Genomic DNA, 21,204 nt, shown 5'->3' with positions numbered 1-21,204 from the left:
CCCCTTATTTGAGGGCGCGGATGGCGGCGCACACCCGGTCCATGGCGTCGCCGGCGGCGGGCAGGATCGGTCCCGTGCCGAAGAAGCCGTGGAACAGGCCCTCGTACCGGACGCACTCCGCCTCGACCCCGGAGTGGCGCAGGTGGCGGGCGTACGCCTCGCCCTCGTCGCGCAGCGGGTCGTGCCCGGCCGTGATCACCAGGGCCGGCGGCAGGCCGCTCACGTCCGCGCCCAGGGGCGAGCTGTACGGCTCCCCGCGCCGCTCGTGATCGGGCTGGTAGCAGTCCCAGAACCACCTCATGTGCGCCGTCGTCAGGAAATATCCTTCGCCGTTCCGGTCGTAGGAGGGCCAGTGGCGGACGGCGTCCGTCGCGGGATAGACCAGCACCTGCAGCACGATCGGCGGCCCGCCCTCCTCGCGCGCCCGCAGGCAGGTGACGGTGGCGAGGTTGCCGCCCGCGCTGTCGCCCGCCACCACCAGCGCCCCCGGATCGGCGCCGAGCCCGGCCGCGTGCTCGTGGGCCCACCGGGTGACGGCGAAGGCGTCCTCGACGGCGGCCGGATAGGGGTGCTCGGGCGCGAGCCGGTAGTCGGCGGCGACCACCACCGCCCCGGACCCGGCGCAGATCTGGCGGCAGACACCGTCATGGCTGTCCAGCGACCCCAGCGTGAACCCGCCGCCGTGGAAGTACACGACGAGCGGCCGCCCCTCAGCGCCCTCCGTAGGCCAGTAGACGCGCACGGGGACGCCCGCCGCGTCGCGGTCCTCGACCCGGCCCACGGGCATCGGCTCCGGGCTCGGGACCGAGGCCAGCACGCGCCGCGCCGCCACGGGGTCCCAGGGCCCCTCCCCCTTGGGGAAGAACTCGCTCATCAGGTCGATGACCGCGCGGGTCGGCTCGTCAACGGCCATCTCCGGCCTCCTCCTCCGTCGCGGGAGCGGCCTCGCGCGGGACGGAGCCCAGCAGCGCCGTCTCCCCCGCCGTCCAGCCGCCGTCGATCGCCAGCTCCGCGCCCGTGACGTACGAGGCCGCGTCGGACAGCAGGAACGCGATGGCCTCGGCGACCTCCTCGGGCTCCCCCCATCGCCCGGCCGCGGCCAGCGGGAACGTGCCCTCGCCCGAGACCGCGCCCAGCGAGGCCGTCATCGGGGTGACGATCATCCCGGGATGCACCGAGTTCACCCTGATGCGGTCCCGCCCGAACTCCAACGCCGCGATCTTGGTCAGCCCGCGTACGCCCCACTTCGACGCGCCGTACCCGCCCGTGCCGGGCAGCGCGGTCAGCCCCGCGACCGACGAGAGGTTCACCACGGCCCCGCCGCCGGACGCCCGCATGGCCCCGGCCACGGCCTTCAGCCCGAGGAACACGCCCACCAGGTTCACCTGGAGCACCCGCTCGAACTCCGCCAGGGACTGCTGCTCGATGGTCCGCACGGTGACGATCCCGGCGTTGTTCACCAGCCCGTCGAGCCGCCCGTGCGCCTCGACGGTCGCGGCCACGACGGCCGCCCACTGCTCCGGGTCCGTCACGTCGTGCGGGACGAACGTGCCCCCGACGTCCTTGGCGGTGGCCGTCCCCTCCTCGGTGAGCACGTCGGTGAGCACGACCCGCGCCCCGCCCGCCGCGCACCGGCGCGCCGTGGCCGCGCCCATGCCCCGGGCGCCGCCCGTGATGATCACTACCTTGCCGTCGAGCACGCGCACCCCTCATCCGAGACGACCGAACATGTGCACTGAAACACGCGCCCCCGTCCCCGATCAAGGGCTTGCTCGGCGCGGTCGCCGGAACCCGGGATCCCCGTCGTGCGTTGAACCCCTCGCGCGTCGAACTATCCTTCTAGGCAACGACCCACGGGAGGTGGCGGAGATCAGCGAGTTCCTTGTCATCGTGCTGGCCATCCTGGCGTTCCTCCTGCTGCTGACCGGTGTGGGCGTCTATCTGCTGGTCAAACTGGGCAAGAAGGCGGCCAAGAAGGCCCGGCAGGCCACCACCCGGCTGACCACGCACGTCAACGCCATGGGCACCGGCGACGCGGCCGAGGTCGAACGCCTCCGCCTCGACCTGCGCCGCGAGGTGGCCCTCACCCGCCAGGCCGTCGAACAGGCCCAGCAGCGCGGCTGGGGCCTCGGCGACCTGCCCCGGCTGCTGGCCGACCTGTCGGCCCAGGCCGACGTGCACGACGGCCAGCTCGCCATGTACGCCCAGCAGCGCCGCGTCTCGCCGTACGTCGACCACGCCGCCCTCGACCGGCTGCGCGAGCACCAGGCCAAGCTGACCGCCATGTGCGCCCGCATCCGCGCCGACCTCCTGGGCGACCAGATGCACCACGCGTCGTCCGGCATCGACGAGCTGTACTCGCGCACGGAGCTGGAGATCGAGGCCCGCCGCCGTCCCCCGGACCCGCTGGACCAGATCGACGAGCTCTACCGCCGCTCGATGGAGCAGCGCAAAGACCATCCCTGACAGTCACTATCCGTGACACGATAAGCTCGCCGAGTAAACCTTAGGAGGCGCGCATGAGTACAGCCCTTCCTGAGTGGTTCTACCCCGGCCCACCCGGCGGCTGGACCGCCGACATGCTCGATCACCTTCCCCCCGGTGCGCCCCGGCACGTCGAGCTGATCGATGGGTCGCTCATCATGATGTCGCCGCAGACCGCCTTCCACCTTTACACAATCCGGTTGTTGGAAAGCGCCCTGAAACCGCCCGCACATCTCGCGGTGGTTCGTGAAATGACCGTCACCCTGGGCCTACGGCAGCGGCCGGAACCGGACATTCTGGTGGTGGAGAAGTCAGCGATCGGGCCGGAGACGACTTCTTTCCGCCCAGAGGACGTACACCTCGTCGCCGAGGTGGTTTCAGAGGAGTCCAAGGAGCGGGATCGCAGCACCAAACCGATCAAATACTCAGATGCCGGCATCCAACACTTCTGGCGGGTCGAGCAGGAAGACGGCCTACCCGTCGTCTACACCTTCGAGCTGGAACCCGCAGTCAAGGCATATGTCCCCACCGGCATCCATCGCAAGCAGCTGCGAGCTTACGTCGGGTTCGACGTGGACATCGACCTCGGCCTGGAATGGCCACCCGGCTAGTTCCGCTGTCACGGCGGTCGAGGGGCCCAGGCGGTCCTGTGGCCCCTCGACGGCACGGACCGGCCGCGGCCGGGGTCAGCGGTGCCGGCGGTACTGCAGCTCCATGATCCCGCCGCTGGAGGCGAAGCTGGAGACCAGGTCGAGCCGGCAGGACTTGGGGAAGCCGTCGAACAGCCTGGTGCCCTCACCCGCGACGTAGGGGTACACGCTCAGCCGGAACTCGTCGATCAGGTCGAGCCGCATGAGCGACCGCCAGAGGCCGACCCCGCCCCAGACCAGGACGTGGCCGTCGCCGTCCAGCCGGAGCTTGTCGATCTCTGCTGCCGTGTCGCCGTCGGCGATGGTGGTGTTGGCCCAGTCGGCCGTCTTCATGGTCCGGGAGAAGACGACCTTGCGCCCGGCGGTCAGGATGTCGGCGAACGGGTGGTCGGTGGCGGTCGTCATGCCCTTGGCGATGCCCTCGTAGGCGGTGCGGCCCATGACGTGCGCGTGGGCGCCGCGCAGGAAGTCGAGGTAGGCCGGGGAGTCGGGCCGGCTGTTCTCGGGCAGGTCGAAGCAGAACTTCCAGAAGTCGGTGCCCTCGTCGGCGAGCAGGCCGTCGAGGGAGTAGTTGAACACCGTCGCTATCAGCTTCCGCATGAGCGCGTCTCCGTGATCTCGGGTCGTCCGGTGACACGTAGGACATCGGAGCCGCCCGGAACTCATCGGTGCCCGGCCGGACGCCGCTCAGTACTTGTCGACGCAGATGGTCAGCGCGGGCACGGGCCACGTCCAGGAATGTCTGGTCACGCCATCGCAGGCGGTGGCGTCCTTGTCGGCGTTCCCCCGTAGGACGCGCCGCACGGTGAACGTCTTCGGCGCTCGGCATTTGCCGGCGAAGTCCACGAATTCATCGTTCTTCGACCACTTGTAGCAGTAGTCCCGCCCGAACTGGTACGCCAGGCAGTACAGCACGTCGTTGTGGATGAGGTAGCGGTGGTTGGTCTTGCCGTCGCAGAGGCCGGAGGGAGTGGTGATGGCGGCCACCCGGTAGGGCGCGCCCTGCTTGCAACTGTCGGTCACCGGCGCGTCCGGCAGGCCGGAGAGACAGTCGCCGACCTTGAAGTCGGCCACCGGCTCGCTCGGGGCCGAGGTCGGGGCCACGGCCGGAGCCTCAGTCGGGGCCTCAGTCGGGGCCTCAGTCGGGGCCACGGTCGGGGCCGAGGTGGGTGGCGCCTGGGTGGGTGGCGCCTGGGTGGGGAAGCCGGTGGGCGCGGGGAACGACGACGACGTCTCGGCGGGCTCGGTCGTGGTCCTCGGAGAGCCGGTCAGGGTCTCGCGCACGGTGTTCTTGAGCACGTTCTTCCCGACCACCGCGAGCAGCACCAGCACGACCGCCACCACCGCGGCCCCGATGCCGAGCATTTTCGACCGTCCGGCCCCCGAGGCCGCCTCGGCCTGGACCGGCGGCGAGACCGGCTCCGGCTGCGCTGCCTCGCGTAATCGCGCGGCCCACTGCGCGGGCATGGGACGGCTGAACGGGGGCTGGTCGAGCGCGGTCGTGGCGAACTCCGCCAGGCCGGGATGGACGGCGGCCAACGCGGACACGTCGGTGGCGGACGGGTCACGGGCGAAGACGCGGATGGCCAGCAGCGCGAACTGGTAGGCGTCACCCTGCGGCGTCCCCGGCTGCTCTCCGGCGGGAATCCGCCGGTCGGGCGGCGTCTCCACGGGCGGCAGCGCCCGCGCCCCGCCCAGCCCCATCGCGTCGCAGCCGATGAGGAAGCATCCCGGCCGGGGCTCCGTCGTGAACAGCACGTTCTCGGGCGACAGGTCGCCGACGACGACGCCCATCGTGTGCAGGCGGGCGAGCGTATCGGCGAGTTCGGCCAGGATCAGCAGGCGGTCGCGGTCGGTGACGTCCTCCCGGCCGAACAGGCGGTCGACGGTCGCGAGCCGGCGTACCGCGCCGGACGGGCCGGGCGTCTCGCGGAAGAACCGCTGAGGCACGGTCCGCATCAGGAAGCCGACGACGGCGCCGTTCTCCGCCACCAGTTCGGCCGGCCAGGCCGCGCGCTCCTCCAGCCAGGCGGCGTCCGACGCGGAGAGACGGCCGGTCAGCTGGGTCATCGCGGTGAGGACGGCGACGTCGAGGCCCGGTCGGACGTCGTAGTCGATCTCCTTGTACGCGACGCCCGGCCGGCCGTTGATCCTGCCGCTGAGCTCCTCGTGGACCATCCCCTGGCCCTCACGCCCGAGCGGCCGCCCCAGAGCGAGCTTTGCGCGGCCGATCACGGTTTGTCACCCCTGGCCTTGACCATGGCAGCGACCCTAGTTCCGCCGACTCCGAAGATCAAAGAGAGATGGCTCACCCCCAGCGCCGGGCCGTTCGGCCACCGACGACTTTCCCGAGGGGAAAACAGATGGTACTTTCCTTACAGGAAAGCAGTAGTCGACCTCGGGGAAGGCCCATGAACCAGCACGACGCCCAGACTTCGCTCGACGACATCCACCGTCTCCAGGCCAGGACCCGGCAGCAGATCGTCCGCCAGAGCTTCGCGCTCCCCCGCGTGCTCGTCTCCGCGCTCGGCCTCTTCGTCATGCTCGCGGCCATCGACCTGCCGAGCCCCTGGTACTACCTCGGCGCGGCGCTCGGGGTCGTCGTGTACGCGGGCGTGGGGATCGTCTACGAGCACCGGGCCTCGGTCCGGCGGACGGCCACCGGCCGGGAGGCCCTGTTCCACGGGGTGCTGCTGGCCTGCGTCATGGTGGCCTTCGGCATCGGCCGGATCGCCTCCTTCGCGCTGTTCGACCTGCCGCCGCACGGGCTGCTGTCGCAGGCGGTCGCGGGCGCGGTCGTGGCGGCCGTCGCGTACGTCGCGGCCACGCCCGTCAACCGCCTGGTCATGAGGTCGATCGTCCAGCAGGGTGGCGGGGCCGCCTGATGGATCCGCTCTTCGACGAGTTCCTGCACGTCCCGGCGCGCCTGGCGGTCGTGGCGCTGCTGGCGCCGGCCGAATGGGTGGACTTCGGCTTCCTCAGGGACTCGGTCGGCACCAGCGACTCGGCGCTGTCCAAGCAGGTCTCCGCGCTGGCCGCCGCCGGGTACGTGGTCGTCCGCAAGGACCAGGACAAGCGGGCCCGACGGACGTACGTGCAGCTCACCCCGCAGGGGCGGTCGGCCTTCCAGCGGCATGCGGCGGCCCTGGAGCGGATCGTCGCCCTCGCCCGCGACTCCGCCGACCGCCCCGCCGCCGACCAGCCCGCCGCCGACCAGAAGTGACGGGCCCGCCGGGTCAGGCCACGGCGAGCGGACGGCGCGGGCACGGCGGTTCACGGCGCGGGCGTCGCACGTTCCCGGCCACAACGTCGGCAGAGCCCCTCACTCGGCCACGGCGATGGCGGAGCCCCTCGCCCGGCCACGCGTCACGCTCAGCTGTCCCAGTCCGCGTAGATCACGGCGGCCAGCTCCTGTTCCGTGGCACCCTTGCGGGCCAGGGCCTTGGTGGCCTGGGCCTGGGCCGTCGTGGGCAGGCGGCCCTCGATCAGCACCGGCAGCGAGAGCCGGCGCACCAGCACCTCCGTGGCCGCGATCCCGTACGGGCGGCGCGTCACGGCCACGTTGACCCGCAGCGCGTGCTCGTTGCCGGGCGGCACGCCGGGGCGGTCGATCTCGACGGCCGAGTAGCGGAAGCCGTTCGCGAGGTCGCAGGAGGCGCATCCGGCCGGGCCGCGGCTCAGCCTGCCGCCGCACTCGGGGCACGTCAGGCGGTCGTAGGCGGCGTCCACGACCCGCCACGGGTGCTTGTCGGTCTCGTCGACCACCATGCGGGCGATGAGCTGCTCGTCCGGAGGGTCCACGGTGCCGAACTCCGCCAGCAGGAAGGCCCGCCAGCCCGCCTCGACCAGTTCGTCCACCAGCCCGGCGCAGTGGTCGCAGTCCGGCGCGCCGGCGGGTTCCCGATGTCCGCACACCTCACATCGCCGCATGGCCCGAACCGTACAAGCCTGGCGCGTCGCGGCGCACCCGAATATCGGGCCGTCGTTTATTCGATTGCGGGGGCCGTGCCGGACGCGGCATACTCGTCCGCGTTGCTCGCAGCGAGACGAAGGGAGGCTGAGACCGTGACGACCGTTGCCCGCGTGCCGTTTTCCGCGACCTCAGACCTTCCCACCAGGTGTCCGCTGACCTGATCCGTGCGGCGAGCCGGTGGGGCCTCGAAACTGGAGACATCTCACCGTGCCCAAGCACTCGCAGCACCGCCGCCGTGGCAAGTTCGCGCTCGACGCCGACGACATCGAATGGCTCGACAGCACCCCCGAGACCGATGACGGGCCGCCCGAGGGCGACCGCTGGTCCACCTGGGACCAGAGCACGCCCACCGAGAAGGGGCCGAAGCCGTACCCCGGCTGGCTGGTCACCGAGCTGGCCGCCGTCGACACCGAGCTCGGCCTGCTCAAGACCGGCAAAGAGGCCGACGTCCACCTGATCTCGCGTGGCGTGCCCGGCACCGACCGGGTCTGCCTGCTGGCGGCCAAGCGCTACCGCTCCTCCGAGCACCGCCTGTTCCACCGGGACTCCGGTTACCTGGAGGGCCGCAGGGCCCGCGAGAGCCGGATGAACCGGGCCATGGCCAACCGCACCGCCTTCGGCAAGCAGGTGATCGCCGCGCAGTGGGCGGTGGCCGAGTTCGGGGCGCTCTGCCGGCTCTGGGAGCTGGGGGTACCGGTGCCGTACCCGGTGCAGATCGTGGGGACGGAGATCCTCGAGGAGTTCGTCGGCACCCCCGACGGGTTCGCCGCCCCGCGCCTGGCCCAGGTCTCCGACGGCCTCGACGACCTGTGGGAGCAGCTCGTGGCGGCCATGGTGACGCTGGCCGCGGAAGGGCTGGCGCACGGGGACCTGTCGCCGTACAACCTGCTGGTGCACGAGGGGCGGCTGGTGATCATCGACCTGCCGCAGATCGTCGACGTCATCGCCCATCCCGCGGGCCCGTCGTACCTGGAACGGGACGCCCGCAACGTGGCCACCTGGTTCGCCGCCAAGGGCGTGGCCGCCGCGGACCCCGACGCGCTCGCCGACCTGCTCCGCAAGGAGTCCGGCCGGACGTGACCGGAGCGCGGCCCCGGCGTCCGGGCCCGTCCGCGCGGATCGTCTACGTACGGGCGTGGGCGAGCGGGGTCCGTTCCTGTCCTGCCGCCGCCGGGAGCCGGGTGTCGAGGAGCACGCGTACCGCGCCCACCCACACCAGGGCCGAGCCGAGCAGGTGGGCGAGGACGACGACCTCGGGAAGGTCCGTCACGATCTGCGTCAGGCCGACCAGCCCCTGGGCGAGCAGCACGGCGAGGAACAGCGTGGTGCGCAGGTGGGCCGCCGAGCCCGGCTCGCGCCTGGTCCTGAGCCACAGGGCGACGGCCAGGCCGAGGCTGAGCGCGGCGGCGGCCCCGTGCAGCCAGACCATCGCCGTCCAGTTGAACGGCATGCGCGGCACGTCGGAGGAGTCACCCGCGTGCGGCCCGGTGCCGGTGACGATCGTGCCCGCCGCGACCAGCACCGCCACGGACGCGACCAGCGCCGCCGGAAGCCGGCCCACCGGCGTGGAGAGTGGCCGCGCGGGCCGGTCGAGCAGGCGGGCCTTGTGCCAGACGACCGTGGTGGCGGTCAGGAACAGCACGGCGGCCAGGAAGTGCGCGGCGACGAGGTACGGGCTCAGCCGCGCCCACACGGTGAGGCCGCCGACGACCGCGTTCAGCACGACGATCCAGAACTGCACCCACCCCCACCGGGTCAGCTCGGGCACCGGACGGCGCTGCAGCCGGGCGACGACGATGAGCCAGCCGACGGCGACGCACACGACGCCGGACAACACCCGGTTGGTGAACTCGATCGCACCGTGGACGCCGAGCTCGGGCGTGGCCGCGAAACCGGCCTCCGAGCAGCGCGGCCACCCGTCACAGCCCAGACCGGACCCGGTCAGCCGGACGACTCCGCCGGTCACGATGATCATCAGGCTGGTCGCCAGCGCCGCGCCCGCGGCCCGTCGCAGGGCGGCTCGTTCGAAGGCGACCCGGGCGGCGAGCCACTGGAAAGGAGTGGTCATGGGGGAAGAGGTCTCTCTGCTGCTCGGCGAACCGCCGCGGATGGCGGCCGAAAACGCGATCAAGACTTTACTCTACAACCCGTAGAGCACATACCTCGGCCCTGCCGACCTCCGGCGTTTCAGCAGCCGCCCGGTCCTGCCGGGCCTCCGGCCTCTCTGCCCCCTGGTGGCGTCCCGAGCCCGCGCGCATCCGGTCGAGGCCTCGCCCCCAGCGAGGCGGCCACCTCCGCCGATGGTCAGAGGTGGCCTGCTCCCCCCGCAGGTCAGCTGGTGGCGTTCTTCTTGGTGACCTCACCGGTGGCGGCGTCGACCATCACCTCGTGCTTGGTCCCGTCCGGGGTCATCACGTCCGACTGCCAGACGGTCTTGCCGTTCTCGGTGTCGAGCTTCAGCTTGGCGACGTGTCCTTCCGGTACGGCCGCGGCGACCTTGTCGGCGGCCTGGGCGTAGTCGAGCTTGGCCTCGGTGATGCGGGTTTGCATCTTGGCCTTCTCCTGCTCGTCCATCTGCTCGGCCGTCGGCCCCTTGACGACCTTGCCGGACTGCACGTCCACCTGGTGTTCCGTGCCGTCGGAGCCGACGACCTTGACCTCCCAGACCATGCCGTTCTCCTCGCTCTCGACGGAGACGACCTTGGACCCGGGCACCGCGGCCATCGCGACCTTGGCGGCGTCCTTGAGCTCTCCGGCCCCTGGCTGCATGGACGTGGCGCCCGGCGAGGGGGACATGGTCCCCGTGGCGGGCGGGCTTTCCATCGACGGAGACGGGCTTCCCATGGTGGGGCCCGGCGTGGGCTCGACGGCGAACTGGCCGACTTCCGGTACGGCGCCGCAGCCGGCGGCGAGCACCGCCGCACCGACCAGAGCCCCGATGATCGACTTGTTCATACCTGGACCGCTGCCCCAGGAACCGGCCTTCATTCCCGCAGGTCAGAACCCTGGCCCAGGATCGGGGCCGGCAGCGCGCGCCACGCGGGGGCACACCGCAGGCCCGCCGGCCCCTACTGGACGCCCGCGTCGCGCATGCCGTCGCTCACTACTTGACGCCCGCTTCGCGCATGTCGCGGAGCTCGCGCTTGAGCTCCTTGATCTCGTCGCGCAGCCGCGCGGCCACCTCGAACTGAAGGTCGGCGGCCGACTGGTGCATCTGCTCGGTCAGCGACTCGATCAGCGACTCCATCTGCGCCCGCGGCATCTCGCCCGCGATGGCCTTGGCGTGCTGGCCCGCCTGGCGGGCGGCGAAGCCGGGCACCGGGGCCTTGCCGCGCGACTGCTGGCGGCCGCCGCCGAGGAGCTTGTCGGTGTCGGCGTCCTCTCGCTGGAGGGAGTCGAGGATGTCGGCGATCTTCTTGCGCAGCGGCTGCGGGTCGATGCCGTTGGCCTCGTTGTAGGCCATCTGCTTGGCCCGGCGCCGGTTGGTCTCGTCGATGGCCCGCTCCATCGACGGCGTGATCTTGTCGGCGTACATGTGCACCTGGCCGGACACGTTACGGGCGGCGCGGCCGATGGTCTGGATCAGGGAGGTCTCCGAGCGCAGGAAACCCTCCTTGTCGGCGTCGAGGATGGCCACCAGCGACACCTCGGGCAGGTCGAGGCCCTCGCGCAGCAGGTTGATGCCGACCAGCACGTCGAACTCGCCGATGCGCAGCTCGCGCAGCAGCTCGATGCGGCGCAGCGTGTCGACCTCGCTGTGCAGGTAGCGCACCCGGATGCCGAGCTCCAGAAGATAGTCGGTCAAGTCTTCGGACATCTTCTTGGTCAGCGTGGTGACCAGGACGCGCTCGTCGCGCTCGGCGCGCTCACGGATCTCGTGGACCAGGTCGTCGATCTGCCCCTTGGTGGGCTTGACGACGATCTCGGGGTCGACCAGGCCGGTGGGCCGGATGACCTGCTCGACGACGTCGCCCTTGACCCGCCCCAGCTCGTACGGCCCCGGCGTGGCCGACAGGTAGACCGACTGCCCGATGCGCTCCAGGAACTCCTCCCACTTCAGCGGCCGGTTGTCCAGCGCGGACGGCAGCCGGAACCCGTGGTCGACCAGCGTGCGCTTGCGCGAGGCGTCGCCCTCGTACATCGCGCCGATCTGCGGCACGGTCTGGTGGGACTCGTCGAGGACCAGCAGGAAGTCTTCGGGGAAGTAGTCGAGCAGCGTGTTGGGCGCGGTGCCGGCGGCGCGGCCGTCGAGGTGGCGGGAGTAGTTCTCGATGCCGGAGCAGGTGCCGATCTGGCGCATCATCTCGATGTCGTAGGTGGTGCGCATGCGCAGCCGCTGGGCCTCCAGCAACTTGCCCTGCCGCTCCAGCTCCGACAGCCGCGCGGCCAGCTCGGCCTCGATGCCGGCCACGGCCGCCGCCATGCGCTCCTCGCCGGCGATGTAGTGGGAGGCGGGGAAGATGTAGAGCTCTTCGTCCTCGGTGATCACCTCGCCGGTCAGCGGATGCATGGTGGCGAGCTTCTCGATCTCGTCGCCGAACATCTCGATGCGCACGGCCAGCTCTTCGTACTTCGGGATGATCTCGATCGTGTCGCCGCGCACCCGGAACGTGCCCCGGGTGAAGGCCAGGTCGTTGCGCGTGTACTGCATGTCGACCAGGCGGCGCAGCAGCTGGTCGCGGTCGACCTCCATGCCGACGCGGAGCCTGGCCATGCGGTCGACGTACTCCTGCGGGGTACCCAGGCCGTAGATGCACGAGACGGAGGCGACCACGATGGTGTCGCGGCGGGTGAGCAGCGAGTTGGTGGCCGAGTGGCGCAGCCGCTCGACCTCGTCGTTGATCGAGGAGTCCTTCTCGATGTACGTGTCGCTCTGCGGCACGTACGCCTCGGGCTGGTAGTAGTCGTAGTACGAGACGAAATACTCGACCGCGTTGTTGGGCAGCATCTCGCGCAGCTCGTTGGCGAACTGGGCGGCGAGCGTCTTGTTGGGCTGCATGACCAGCGCGGGCCGCTGCAGCCGCTCGATCAGCCAGGCGATCGTGGCCGTCTTGCCGGTGCCGGTGGCGCCGAGCAGGACGCTGTCCTTCTCCCCGGCCCGGACGCGGCGCTCCAGCTCGGCGATGGCCGTCGGCTGGTCGCCGGATGGAGTCATCTCGGTGACGACCTCGAAAGGCGCCACCTTCCGCTGCAAATCTGTGACCGGACGCATGCTGCCACTGTAGGCGGCGCCACCGACAGAAACCGTCAGGCCGTGGGGTGCCCGATCCGGGGGAACGGCGTGGTGGAGAACACCACCTCGACCGGCACCTCGAAGTATCCGGCAATGCGCAACGCCAGGTGAAGACTCGGGCTGTATTCGCCCCGCTCCAGGTATCCCACGGTCTGGTAGTGCACCCCCAGCGCCTGCGCGAGCTGCCTGCGGCTCACCCCCCGCTCGGCGCGCAGCAGCGCGATGCGGTTGTGGACGGTCTCACTCATCAACCCTCCATGTAGCAGACCTGCTCCATCCATAACACCCCTGCTATGGGACGTAACAGTCATATGACGACACACTGCAAGCGAACAGCAAGTCATACCCGATACGGTCGGATTCGCCTGTAGCGGAAAAGGAAGGTTCGATGTCACGACCCCGAGAGGCACTGATCCAGGCAGGTCAGGGCATAGCCCAAGCGGTCGCTCAAGGAGGTGACGTACGGCAGGCGATGAGCCAGGCGATCGGACAGGTCGCCGACCAGGCCGGCCAGCTCACCGGCCAGGCCCCGGGCTTCACGCTCAACCCGCACGACTTCGCCGCCGCCCGCGACGGCGGCGCCTCCGTCGGCACCTTGATCGAGGCCAGGTCCGCCTCGCTGAACGAGGCCGGCGAGATCGTCAACCGCAGCTTCGCCGAGAACGGCATGCACGTCATCTCGCCGGTGGTGATCCCCAAGGGCAGCACGGCCAAGGTGGTCATCCCGCTGACCGTTCTGGTGGTCCTCGGCCTGATCGGCGCGCTCGGCGGCATCGTGCCGGGGTCGGACATCTTCTTCGGCCCGCACTACTGGGTGGTGCTGGTGCTGGCCGCCGCGTTCCTGTGGTGGCGCAGGAGCATGGTGATGGTCCCCGAGGGCTGCAAGGCGCTGATCACCAAGTTCGGCAAGCTGGTGCACATCGCCGACCCGGGCCGGGTGACGCTGTTCAACCCGTGGAAGCGGGTCAGCTACATCGTCAACACCACCCGCGAGTACCCGTTCAACGCGCCCATCAGGGAGGCGCCGACCCAGCAGGGCGTCAAGGCCAGCGTCGACCTGTTCCTGCAGTTCAGGATCGAGAACCCGGCCGAGTTCATCTTCGTGCTCGGCTCGGTCAGCGGCTTCCAGTCCAAGCTGCAGAACGCCATCAGCGAGGTCACCCGCTCGCTGATCTACGCCCAGCGGGCCGAGGACATTTACGACCTGGTGGGCGAGAGCACCCTCGGCATGCTGGAGAACCTGAACCAGCAGTTCCTGCCCGCCGTACGGCTCACCGACGTGAACATCACCCACGCCGAGCCGTCCAGCCAGGAGTACCGCATGGACCTGGCCGCCCCCGAGATGGTCAGGGTGGCCAAGGAGGCCTACACCTACGAGTACGAGCTCCAGCTCCGCAAGGAGCAGAACGAGGGCGACCTGGTCAAGGAGCTGGCGGGGCTCCAGGAGACGCTGAGCGCCATCCAGGCCGAGATCGCCGGCTACCAGGCCCGCATGGACACCGCTCTCGAACGCGCCAGCCACCAGGCCACCGCGCAGGCCAGGCAGCGCCTGGTCGAGGCCGAGTCCACGGCCAACGCCAACGCCGCGCTCCTGGAGGCCCAGGCCCTGGACATCCGGGCGCTGTCGGCCGCCGAGGCCCCCGAGATCCTCGACTACCGCTTCCAGCAGGACCTGCTGACCAAGCTGGAGTCGGTGGCCACCCGGCTGCCGCAGGTGGTGCAGGTCGGCGAGCAGACCGACATCGACTTCCTGGCCCTGGCCCAGCAGCTCGTGGGCGGCAAGGGCGCGGCGCTGTTCTCCGCCGAGGACATGGCCGCCATCCGCGGCCGGCTCGGCGAGATCGCCGCCCGCGTCAGCAGCCGCGAGGACGAGATCGCGGCCCTGCTGAAGAAGGCCGCCGCCGACGTGAGCGAGCCGCAGGCGACGCCTGAGCCCGACCACGACCTGGAAAGCACGGTCGAGCGCCTGCTGCCCGGCCGCCTGAGCGAGGGTGAGGTCCGATGACCCGCGAGTTCTCGAAGATCAAGGAATCGCTGGCCTCCTGGTCGGACATCCGCCAGCTCCTGCGCGGCGGCGAGCAGGGCCAGCTCGTGCCGGTGGTGATCCCCAAGGACCGGCGCGGCTTCGCCTGGATGGCGCTCGTCCTGCTGGCCCTGTACTTCGCCGGGATGGCCGCGCTCACCGACCTCACCCTGCCCGCCGCGCTGGCCGCGCTGTTCTTCCTGGTCGTGGCGCTGGTCACGATCTGGCGCCAGGCGATCATCGAGATCGAGGAGGGCACCACCGGCGTCCGCAGCCGCTGGGGCGCGATCACCGGCACGCTCCCGCCGGGCCGCCACTACCTGTGGCTGCCGTGGGACCGGGTGGACGCGGTCGTGGACACCTCCACCGAGATCCCGTACTCGGCGCCGATCGTGGCCTGCCCGACGGCCGAGAACGTGCCGCTGAAGTCGATCGAGTTCTTCCTGAAGTTCCGCATCGTGGACCCGGTGGCGTTCGTCCGGACGATCGGCGCGGGCAACTTCGACCTCGTGCTCTCCAGCGCCGTGCAGGACGCGATCAGGCAGCGCAGCCGGCGGGTCAACACCGAGCGCGCCTACGACCTGCGCGGCTCCGACGTCGGCGACATGCAGGAGGCGCTCAACCGCCAGCTCGGCCGGTACGGCGTGCGCGTCACCGGCGCCAACATCCCCGACGTCCAGCTCCCCGACCAGTACCAGCAGCACCTGGCCACCCGGGAGAAGGTCGCCAAGGAGCTGTCGGCCTACGAGCGCGAGTGGGAGCTGACCCGCAAGCGCCGCATCGACACGCTGCTCATGGAGATCGAGCGCTCCAAGAAGACCCGCGACGCCCGCGTGGTCGAGGTCAAGGCCGCCCACAACAACGCGCGCAAGAACGTGGCGCGCATGCTGGAGGAGCAGGAGACCGAGGCCCAGCGCGTGACGTGGGAGATCGAGGCGCGCGGCAGGGCCGACCTGACCGCCGCCGAGAACGAGGCCAAGGCCCTGCGCAGGCTGGCCGAGTCCTACCGCGACAACCGGGCCGTGCTGCAGTACGAGCTGGCCCGCCGGCGCCTGGACGTGGGCGCCAAACTCGCCGAGAACGCCCCCCAGCCGCTGGTCGTACGGACCCAGCAGGGCCAGGCCGACTCGGCGCTGTCCACCCTCGTCCTGGCCCAGCTGCTCCCCCGCATCTCGGGCACGGGACACGTCGCCGCCAACGGCCAGACCCCCACCGCATAGGAGAGACCCCATGGTGTTCCGCAAGTTGATGGCCGCCTTCGGCGCGGGTGTCGAGGTCGACACGGTGCTCACCGACACGACCGTGCGTCCCGGTGAGCCGCTGCGCGGCGTCGTGCACTTCCGCGGCGGCGGCTCCGACTACAAGGTCGAGGGCATCTACCTCGACCTGACCGCCGTGGTGGAGGTCGAGAGCGGCGACAACGAGTACAAGACGACCTACAGCTTCCTGCGCCAGCAGGTCGCCGGGACGTTCCAGCTCGCCTCGGGCGCCCAGCACCAGCAGCCGTTCCAGATCATGGTGCCGTGGGAGACGCCGATCAGCGCGATCGGCGGCCACCCGCTGCACGGCATGCGGCTCGGCGTCCAGACGGAGCTGGCGCTGGCGGGCGCGATCGACAAGGGCGACCTCGACCCGCTGTTCGTCAGCCCGCTGCCGGCCCAGGAGCACGTCATCGCCGCCCTGGACCGGCTGGGCTTCGGCTTCAAGAAGGCCGACCTGGAGCGCGGCACGCTGTACGGCTCGACGATGCCGTTCTTCCAGGAGATCGAGTACTACGCGGGCGGCCAGTGGCGGCGGCACTTCAACGAGCTGGAGCTGACGTTCATCGCCGGGCCGCGGCAGATGGACGTCATCCTGGAGGCCGACAAGCGCGGCGGCTTCCTGACCTCCAGCCACGACACCTACAACCGCTTCACCGTGCGCTACGACGACCACCCCGGCGCGGCCGACCAGGCGTTGCAGCACGGCCTGGAGCAGATGGCCCGCCGCCGCGGCTGGTTCTAGCCGGGCGCTCCCCGAGCCGGGCGGCCCCGTCCCGGCTCAGGGGACCCGGTACATGCGCTCGGTCCAGGCCCGGTAGCGCCAGGTGTGCCCGACGCGGTAGTCGTGGCCCAGGTAGACGCCGAAGACCCGGCGTTTGAGCTCGCGCAGCGCCCCCGCGACGTTGGGGGCCCAGCCGGTCATCGGGTAGCCGCGGTAGGAGACCGCCCGCAGCCCCAGGCCGCTCGCCGCGGCCAGCGCGAAGCGGGCCGAGGCCACGTGGTCGGGGTGGTCGCACAGCCCCCGGCTGACGGGCGGCTCGGGGTCGAGCGTGCGCAGCACCGTCGGCCGGAAGCGGGCGTAGAGCGCGCGCAGCACGCCGACCACGTCCCTCCTGCCGACGCAGCGCGGCTCGGGGCCGGCGCCGAACCGGCGCACGCACGAGCGGTCCTGCCACAGCCTGGTCAGCGCGTCGCGGCCGCCGTCGGCGCGCGGGTCGCCGCCGTCGGGCAGTCCGACGAAGGCGAGCCTGACCGCCGGCCTGTCGGCCAGCTCCTCCAGGCGGACGGGGAAGCCGCCCACCGTGATCGTCCTGACCTGCCAGACGTCGGGCGCGCCGGCCAGGAAGGCGTACGCGGCCCGCAGGCCCTGCGCGCGGTCGCGGGCGTAGGCGACGGGGTCGCGGTCGTCGTCCCAGCCGGCCTGGCCCTCGCCCGCGGTCAGGTAGACGGTCACCGTCGGACGGTGCCACTGGACGGCGCCGTACAGGTCGGGGCTCATGAACAGCAGGTCGTCGTCCGGATGGGCCACGACCTGCACGAACCGCTCCGCCGACGACGGCCGGTAGGCCTCCGCCCACGCCGCGGCGGGCGGAGCCGGGCACGCCAGCACGGCCACCAGCACCAGCGCCAGCGCGGCCGCCGAGAACATCCTGATCCCCTTCATCCCCACCCCCCGTGCGCTTCCAGTATCGAACCTGGTCAGGTCCCGGTCCTGAGCTGTTAGGGGGAGATGTCATGTCATTCCCGGGTAGGAGATACCTCCTTCCCGTGCGCTGGAAGTCGCATGCCGGCGGTCGTTACGATGACCTAGGGATTGACTGATCGTCGGACGGGCGGGCGAACGATGGCACGGTTCATGGCGGCGCTGAAGCGGGTCGCCCCATGGGCGGCCCAGAACGCCGACGGCGCCATCGCGCTGTTACTGGCCGTCGTGATCGGCGTGCTCGGCATCATGCCCGACGAGGTGGTGCCGACCGATGTGCAGACCCAGCTCGTCAACGCCGCGACGCTGGTGATCATGGCGCTGGTGGCCACCGCCCTGCTGCGCGACCGCGCCCGTCAGGCCCCGGTCGAGGAGACCATCACCTCCGGCGCGCTGGCCCAGCTGCCCGTCCGGCTGTCGCGGCTGGAGGAGATCGAGACGCTCGTCCACGGCACCCGCAAGGCCCTCGACGCGCTGCAGCTCGTCAGGGTGCTGGGCAGCAAGCAGGAGATCGCCCAGATGCACGCCGAGGCGCGCAAGGACACCACCCGGTGGAGCTTCAAGGGCGGCACCGGCACCTACCTGCGCGCGGTCACCCTGCCCGAGTGCGTGGCCGCCGCCCGCCGGGAGAAACGGCACCTCGTGGTGCGGGTCGAGGTGATCGACCCGTCCAACGTCGAGGTGTGCGAGACCTACGCCCACTACCGGCGCTCCCTGTCGGACTCCCCCGACGCGACCGGCGAGACGTGGACGACCGACCGGGTCAGGAAGGAGTCGTACGCGACGATCCTGGCCGCCTTCTGGTACCGCCAGCGTTACGGCCTGCTCGACATCGAGGTGGGCCTGTCGTCGTCGATGACGACGTTCCGCTGGGACCTGTCGGCCACCCGGCTGATCATGACGGTGGAGGACCCCAACCGCGCCATGACCGCGCTGGCCGGCACGTTCTACTACGAGAACTGCGACACCGAGCTGCGGCTCAGCTTCGAGCAGGCGCGGCGGGTGCCGATGGACATGTACAAGAAGGCGCCGCTCGGCGACGAGCCCACGATCGAGGAGGTCCAGGACCTGTTCGGTCGCATCGGGGTGCCTCTTCCCAAGGCCTACGACGGCCGCGACGTCGTGGACATCGCGCGCAAGGCCCTGCGCGCCGTCGACCCCTATGGCGAGGCGCGTCCTGCGGCCCTCCGACGAGACGGAACGTGAGTGCCACTCATGAGCTATCGGTCGGTCTTCCAGCGGGTCCGCGACGGACAGGCCAGGTCGTGGGCGCTCGGCGTGCTGAGGGAAACCGCGCGCCCCAGGGCCGTACGCCATCCGCTCGGCTTCGTCTGCCTGCCGCTGGAGCGTGAGGGCGGCGAGGGGGTATGCCTCCACCTGTGGTCCGACTCGCTCCAGCACGCCGAGAGCACCACCTCGCAGATCCACTGCCACAGCTGGGACCTGGTCAGCCACGTGCTCTACGGCCAGGTGCGCAACGTGCACGCGGTGGTCACCGACGCGGGGCCCGACGCCACGCACCGGGTGTTCGAGGTGGTCAGCGGCGCCGACGGCGACCGCATCTCGCCCACCCGCCGCACCGTTCGGCACGCGACCGGGCTGGTGGAGCTGTTCGGCCCCGGCGACACCTACACCCTGTCGGCCGACCGCTTCCACAGCAGCGTGGTGCCGGAGGGCGGCGAGGCGGCCACGATCGCGCTCGGGCGCGGCCGGCCCGGCAGCCGCGACCTGTCGCTCGGCCCGCTCGGGGCGGGCAGCCACCACGTTCCCCGGGAAGCACTGAACGCCGAGGAGACGGCGCTGGCCGTCCGGCTGATCACCGCCCACCTGACCTGAGGGGTGCCCGATGGACCTGGATCACGCTCGCTCTGTGGCCGTCGAGGCCGCCCAGGCCGCCGGGGCGCTGCTCGCGGCGGGCACGCGTGGGGCCGTCGGCATCCGGGCCAAGGGCGACGCCGGCGACGTCGTCACCGATCTCGACCTGGCCTCGGAGAAGCTGCTGGTCGAGCGCATCCTGACGGCCTTCCCCTCGCACGCGATCGTGGCCGAGGAGTCCGGGCTGATCGGCGCGGCGGGCGGCGAGTGGACGTGGCTGGTCGACCCGCTCGACGGCACCAACAACGTGGCCATCGGGCTGCCCACGTACGTCGTGGGGGTGGCGTTGTGCCGGGCCGGGCGGCCGGTGCTGGGCGTGGTGCACGACCCGGTGACGGCCCAGACGTGGTCGGCGATCCGGGGGCGCGGGGCCGTGGCGTCCACGGGGGCGCGGCTGGCGCCGCCGTACACGGCCAGCCCGCACGGCCCGCTGCTGGCCTGGACCCAGGGATACGGCGTGAGCAGGGGCGACGCCACCGTGCTGGCGTTGAAGGCGGCGCTGGAGGTCGGCGCGCGGCGGGTGCTGCAACTGTGGGCGCCGCTGCTGTCGTGGGCGATGCTGGCCCGCGGCGACATCGACGGCATCGTCGGCTACCGCGCCGAGGCGGTCGACCTGCCGGCCGGCGCGCTGCTGGCCCAGGAGGCCGGGATCGAGATCAGGGCGCTCGACGGCGGCCCGTTCGAGGAGAGCATCGACGGCACGGCCGACGACCGCAGCTTCGTGGCCGCCCACCCGCGCGCGCTTCCCGCGCTGATGTCGCTGCTGCCCGGCTGACGCCCCCGCTGCTCAGCCGAAGGTGACCAGGGCCCAGACCGTGGCCAGCAGGCCGGTGACGGCCAGGCCGGCGCCGGTCAGCAGGAAGCGGCGCAGCGGCACCGCGACGTCGTGGCGGCGGCACGACTCGAACCACAGGAGCGTGGCCAGCGAGGCCCACGGGGTGATCACCGTGCCCACGTTCGTGCCCACGAGCAGGGCCAGCAGGCGGTCCTGGTCGGCGGCCGGGATGACCTGCGCGACGGCCTGGTAGGCGGGCAGGTTGTTGATCGCGTTGGACAGGCCCGCGCCCACCGCGGCCGTCCGGTACGGGTCGCCCTCCGTACCGATCATCCACGTCATCAGCGCGTCGAGCCCGTGGGCGCTGAGCGTGGGCACCACCAGGAACAGCCCGGTCACGAAGACGACGAGCTGCCAGGGCAGCAGGCTCCAGGTCAGCCGGGCCCGGTCGCGCACCAGGAAGGCCGCCACCACCAGCACGGCCGCGGCGGTGGCGGCGACGGCGACGTGCGCCTTGAGCAGCAGCAGGGCGATGAACAGCAGGCAGCCGGCCGAGGCCGCGCCGAACAGCACCCGGTCGGCCACCGGCTCCAGCACCGGCGGTGTGTAACGCAGGTCGCGGCGCTCGCCCCGGCGCCAGAAGAACACCCACAGGAACACCATCGTCACCGCGATCGAGGCGATCTGCGGGGCCCACATGCGGGCGGCGAACCCCTGGGCGTCGAGGCCGAGCTTCTCCATGCCGAGCAGGTTGGTCAGGTTGGAGACCGGCAGCAGCAGGCTCGCGGTGTTGGCCAGCCAGATGGTGGTCATCGCCAGCGGCAGGGCGGCGATGCGGGCCCGTGGCGCCAGGGCGAGCATGACGGGGGTGAGCAGGACGGCGGTGGTGTCAAGGTTCAGAAATATGGTGACAAATGACGCGAAAGCCGTACAAAGAAAGAAAAGGGCGGTGTAGTTGCCGCGGCCGAGCACCGCCATCCTGGCCGCGATGGCGTCGAAGACCTGCGCTTCCTTGGTCAGCTCGGCCAGCACGATGATGGCGACCAGGAAGATCAGCAACGGCCCGATCGTTTCCAGGCTCTCGACGGCGTTGCGCCACGGCAGCAGACCGGTCGCCACGAAGACCAGACCGAGAGCAAGCAGCCCGATCCGGATCAGATCGAGCACAGCCAGACGCCGCCACACTCGACGATGATCGCACACTGACTCCAAATCACCGATTCCTCG

Annotated in this window: 22 protein-coding genes; 11 read left to right on the top strand and 11 right to left on the bottom strand. The window is 71.1% G+C overall.

The window, feature by feature from the left end; translation table 11 throughout:
- Positions 1-4: 4 nt before the first annotated feature.
- Positions 5-913, bottom strand: a complete 909-nt coding sequence (locus ABZ444_RS06955) for an alpha/beta hydrolase (protein ID WP_357993723.1) — start codon at positions 911-913, stop codon at positions 5-7.
- Complete coding sequence (locus ABZ444_RS06950) at positions 903-1,700, bottom strand: glucose 1-dehydrogenase (protein WP_357993720.1); 798 nt, start codon at positions 1,698-1,700, stop codon at positions 903-905. Before ABZ444_RS06950 ends, ABZ444_RS06955 begins: the two co-directional genes overlap by 11 nt.
- Positions 1,701-1,860: 160 nt before the next feature.
- Here ABZ444_RS06950 and ABZ444_RS06945 point away from each other — a divergent pair, with 160 nt between their 5' ends.
- Both ABZ444_RS06945 and ABZ444_RS06940 read left to right on the top strand, forming a co-directional pair.
- Entirely contained in the window at positions 1,861-2,466 is a 606-nt protein-coding gene (locus tag ABZ444_RS06945) for a hypothetical protein (RefSeq protein WP_357993717.1), read from the top strand.
- Between the two features lie 53 nt (positions 2,467-2,519).
- Positions 2,520-3,095 (top strand): Uma2 family endonuclease, encoded by a 576-nt coding sequence (locus ABZ444_RS06940; RefSeq protein ID WP_357993714.1) that lies wholly within the window; start codon positions 2,520-2,522, stop codon positions 3,093-3,095.
- A gap of 75 nt (positions 3,096-3,170) precedes the next feature.
- Here the strand turns inward: ABZ444_RS06940 and ABZ444_RS06935 are convergent, their stop codons facing one another.
- Complete coding sequence (locus ABZ444_RS06935) at positions 3,171-3,734, bottom strand: dihydrofolate reductase family protein (protein WP_357993711.1); 564 nt, start codon at positions 3,732-3,734, stop codon at positions 3,171-3,173.
- An 87-nt stretch (positions 3,735-3,821) separates the two neighbouring features.
- Positions 3,822-5,369 (bottom strand): hypothetical protein, encoded by a 1,548-nt coding sequence (locus ABZ444_RS06930; RefSeq protein ID WP_357993708.1) that lies wholly within the window; start codon positions 5,367-5,369, stop codon positions 3,822-3,824.
- A 176-nt stretch (positions 5,370-5,545) separates the two neighbouring features.
- Between ABZ444_RS06930 and ABZ444_RS06925 the strand changes: the two genes are divergently transcribed.
- Complete coding sequence (locus ABZ444_RS06925) at positions 5,546-6,019, top strand: hypothetical protein (RefSeq protein WP_357993705.1); 474 nt, start codon at positions 5,546-5,548, stop codon at positions 6,017-6,019.
- Positions 6,019-6,357 carry a transcriptional regulator gene (locus ABZ444_RS06920; protein WP_357993702.1) on the top strand — a complete coding sequence of 113 codons (339 nt, stop codon included), beginning with the start codon at positions 6,019-6,021 and terminating at the stop codon, positions 6,355-6,357. Before ABZ444_RS06925 ends, ABZ444_RS06920 begins: the two co-directional genes overlap by 1 nt.
- Before the next feature lie 149 nt (positions 6,358-6,506).
- Here the strand turns inward: ABZ444_RS06920 and ABZ444_RS06915 are convergent, their stop codons facing one another.
- Positions 6,507-7,064: a hypothetical protein gene (locus ABZ444_RS06915; RefSeq protein WP_357993699.1), complete on the bottom strand. Its 558-nt coding sequence runs from the start codon at positions 7,062-7,064 to the stop codon at positions 6,507-6,509.
- Between the two features lie 250 nt (positions 7,065-7,314).
- On the opposite strand from ABZ444_RS06915, the gene ABZ444_RS06910 reads away from it, so the two are divergent.
- Entirely contained in the window at positions 7,315-8,187 is an 873-nt protein-coding gene (locus ABZ444_RS06910) for an RIO1 family regulatory kinase/ATPase (RefSeq protein ID WP_357993696.1), read from the top strand.
- Between the two features lie 43 nt (positions 8,188-8,230).
- Here ABZ444_RS06910 and ABZ444_RS06905 read toward each other — a convergent pair whose 3' ends face one another.
- The 4 genes from ABZ444_RS06905 to ABZ444_RS06890 all read right to left on the bottom strand — a co-directional run bounded on the left by ABZ444_RS06905 (position 8,231) and on the right by ABZ444_RS06890 (position 12,588).
- Entirely contained in the window at positions 8,231-9,175 is a 945-nt protein-coding gene (locus ABZ444_RS06905) for a COX15/CtaA family protein (protein ID WP_357993694.1), read from the bottom strand.
- Between the two features lie 263 nt (positions 9,176-9,438).
- A complete protein-coding gene (locus ABZ444_RS06900; RefSeq protein ID WP_357993691.1) occupies positions 9,439-10,062 on the bottom strand; it encodes a PepSY domain-containing protein in 624 nt (207 codons plus the stop codon).
- Positions 10,063-10,210: 148 nt separating this feature from the next.
- The gene (uvrB, locus tag ABZ444_RS06895) at positions 10,211-12,319 is read right to left on the bottom strand and encodes an excinuclease ABC subunit UvrB (protein WP_352358255.1); all 2,109 of its coding nucleotides are present in this window, start codon (positions 12,317-12,319) and stop codon (positions 10,211-10,213) included.
- A 35-nt stretch (positions 12,320-12,354) separates the two neighbouring features.
- On the bottom strand, positions 12,355-12,588 hold the full coding sequence (locus tag ABZ444_RS06890; RefSeq protein WP_357993688.1) for a helix-turn-helix transcriptional regulator: 234 nt from the start codon (positions 12,586-12,588) through the stop codon (positions 12,355-12,357).
- 140 nt (positions 12,589-12,728) lie between these two features.
- On the opposite strand from ABZ444_RS06890, the gene ABZ444_RS06885 reads away from it, so the two are divergent.
- The 3 genes from ABZ444_RS06885 to ABZ444_RS06875 are packed head-to-tail and all read left to right on the top strand — an operon-like array spanning position 12,729 to position 16,367.
- Positions 12,729-14,345 carry an SPFH domain-containing protein gene (locus ABZ444_RS06885; protein WP_357993685.1) on the top strand — a complete coding sequence of 539 codons (1,617 nt, stop codon included), beginning with the start codon at positions 12,729-12,731 and terminating at the stop codon, positions 14,343-14,345.
- Positions 14,342-15,583: an SPFH domain-containing protein gene (locus ABZ444_RS06880; RefSeq protein ID WP_357993682.1), complete on the top strand. Its 1,242-nt coding sequence runs from the start codon at positions 14,342-14,344 to the stop codon at positions 15,581-15,583. The genes ABZ444_RS06885 and ABZ444_RS06880 overlap by 4 nt, the downstream gene beginning before the upstream one ends.
- A 10-nt stretch (positions 15,584-15,593) precedes the next feature.
- Positions 15,594-16,367, top strand: a complete 774-nt coding sequence (locus ABZ444_RS06875) for a sporulation protein (RefSeq protein WP_357968257.1) — start codon at positions 15,594-15,596, stop codon at positions 16,365-16,367.
- A 36-nt stretch (positions 16,368-16,403) separates the two neighbouring features.
- Here the strand turns inward: ABZ444_RS06875 and ABZ444_RS06870 are convergent, their stop codons facing one another.
- A complete protein-coding gene (locus tag ABZ444_RS06870; protein ID WP_357993679.1) occupies positions 16,404-17,288 on the bottom strand; it encodes a PIG-L family deacetylase in 885 nt (294 codons plus the stop codon).
- Between the two features lie 192 nt (positions 17,289-17,480).
- Here ABZ444_RS06870 and ABZ444_RS06865 point away from each other — a divergent pair, with 192 nt between their 5' ends.
- From ABZ444_RS06865 to ABZ444_RS06855, 3 genes are read left to right on the top strand one after another with little or no spacing between them, the layout of a single operon-like run.
- On the top strand, positions 17,481-18,533 hold the full coding sequence (locus ABZ444_RS06865; protein ID WP_357968251.1) for a hypothetical protein: 1,053 nt from the start codon (positions 17,481-17,483) through the stop codon (positions 18,531-18,533).
- 9 nt (positions 18,534-18,542) lie between these two features.
- Positions 18,543-19,163 carry a hypothetical protein gene (locus ABZ444_RS06860; RefSeq protein WP_357993676.1) on the top strand — a complete coding sequence of 207 codons (621 nt, stop codon included), beginning with the start codon at positions 18,543-18,545 and terminating at the stop codon, positions 19,161-19,163.
- 34 nt (positions 19,164-19,197) lie between these two features.
- Complete coding sequence (locus tag ABZ444_RS06855) at positions 19,198-19,977, top strand: inositol monophosphatase family protein (RefSeq protein ID WP_357993673.1); 780 nt, start codon at positions 19,198-19,200, stop codon at positions 19,975-19,977.
- A gap of 12 nt (positions 19,978-19,989) precedes the next feature.
- On the opposite strand, the gene ABZ444_RS06850 is transcribed toward ABZ444_RS06855, so the two are convergent.
- Entirely contained in the window at positions 19,990-21,144 is a 1,155-nt protein-coding gene (locus ABZ444_RS06850) for an SLC13 family permease (RefSeq protein WP_357993670.1), read from the bottom strand.
- Positions 21,145-21,204: the final 60 nt, after the last annotated feature.

It is taken from the genome of Nonomuraea sp. NPDC005730 (assembly GCF_040630865.1).
Classification (GTDB): Bacteria; Actinomycetota; Actinomycetes; order Streptosporangiales; family Streptosporangiaceae; genus Nonomuraea.
Note: the sequence above shows the minus strand (reverse complement) of the source record. Positions and strands in the feature narration are given on the sequence as shown.

Excerpts from the sequence above, each read along its gene's own strand:
- ABZ444_RS06860 (WP_357993676.1), top strand. The coding sequence starts at position 18,543 with ATGAGCTATCGGTCGGTCTTCCAGCGGGTCCGCGACGGACAGGCCAGG.
- ABZ444_RS06925 (WP_357993705.1), top strand. The coding sequence starts at position 5,546 with ATGAACCAGCACGACGCCCAGACTTCGCTCGACGACATCCACCGTCTC.
- ABZ444_RS06920 (WP_357993702.1), top strand. The coding sequence starts at position 6,019 with ATGGATCCGCTCTTCGACGAGTTCCTGCACGTCCCGGCGCGCCTGGCG.
- uvrB (WP_352358255.1), bottom strand. The coding sequence starts at position 12,319 with ATGCGTCCGGTCACAGATTTGCAGCGGAAGGTGGCGCCTTTCGAGGTC.
- ABZ444_RS06870 (WP_357993679.1), bottom strand. The coding sequence starts at position 17,288 with ATGAAGGGGATCAGGATGTTCTCGGCGGCCGCGCTGGCGCTGGTGCTG.
- ABZ444_RS06880 (WP_357993682.1), top strand. The coding sequence starts at position 14,342 with ATGACCCGCGAGTTCTCGAAGATCAAGGAATCGCTGGCCTCCTGGTCG.
- ABZ444_RS06875 (WP_357968257.1), top strand. The coding sequence starts at position 15,594 with ATGGTGTTCCGCAAGTTGATGGCCGCCTTCGGCGCGGGTGTCGAGGTC.
- ABZ444_RS06940 (WP_357993714.1), top strand. The coding sequence starts at position 2,520 with ATGAGTACAGCCCTTCCTGAGTGGTTCTACCCCGGCCCACCCGGCGGC.
- ABZ444_RS06935 (WP_357993711.1), bottom strand. The coding sequence starts at position 3,734 with ATGCGGAAGCTGATAGCGACGGTGTTCAACTACTCCCTCGACGGCCTG.
- ABZ444_RS06885 (WP_357993685.1), top strand. The coding sequence starts at position 12,729 with ATGTCACGACCCCGAGAGGCACTGATCCAGGCAGGTCAGGGCATAGCC.
- ABZ444_RS06890 (WP_357993688.1), bottom strand. The coding sequence starts at position 12,588 with ATGAGTGAGACCGTCCACAACCGCATCGCGCTGCTGCGCGCCGAGCGG.
- ABZ444_RS06955 (WP_357993723.1), bottom strand. The coding sequence starts at position 913 with ATGGCCGTTGACGAGCCGACCCGCGCGGTCATCGACCTGATGAGCGAG.
- ABZ444_RS06915 (WP_357993699.1), bottom strand. The coding sequence starts at position 7,064 with ATGCGGCGATGTGAGGTGTGCGGACATCGGGAACCCGCCGGCGCGCCG.
- ABZ444_RS06905 (WP_357993694.1), bottom strand. The coding sequence starts at position 9,175 with ATGACCACTCCTTTCCAGTGGCTCGCCGCCCGGGTCGCCTTCGAACGA.
- ABZ444_RS06900 (WP_357993691.1), bottom strand. The coding sequence starts at position 10,062 with ATGAACAAGTCGATCATCGGGGCTCTGGTCGGTGCGGCGGTGCTCGCC.
- ABZ444_RS06865 (WP_357968251.1), top strand. The coding sequence starts at position 17,481 with ATGGCGGCGCTGAAGCGGGTCGCCCCATGGGCGGCCCAGAACGCCGAC.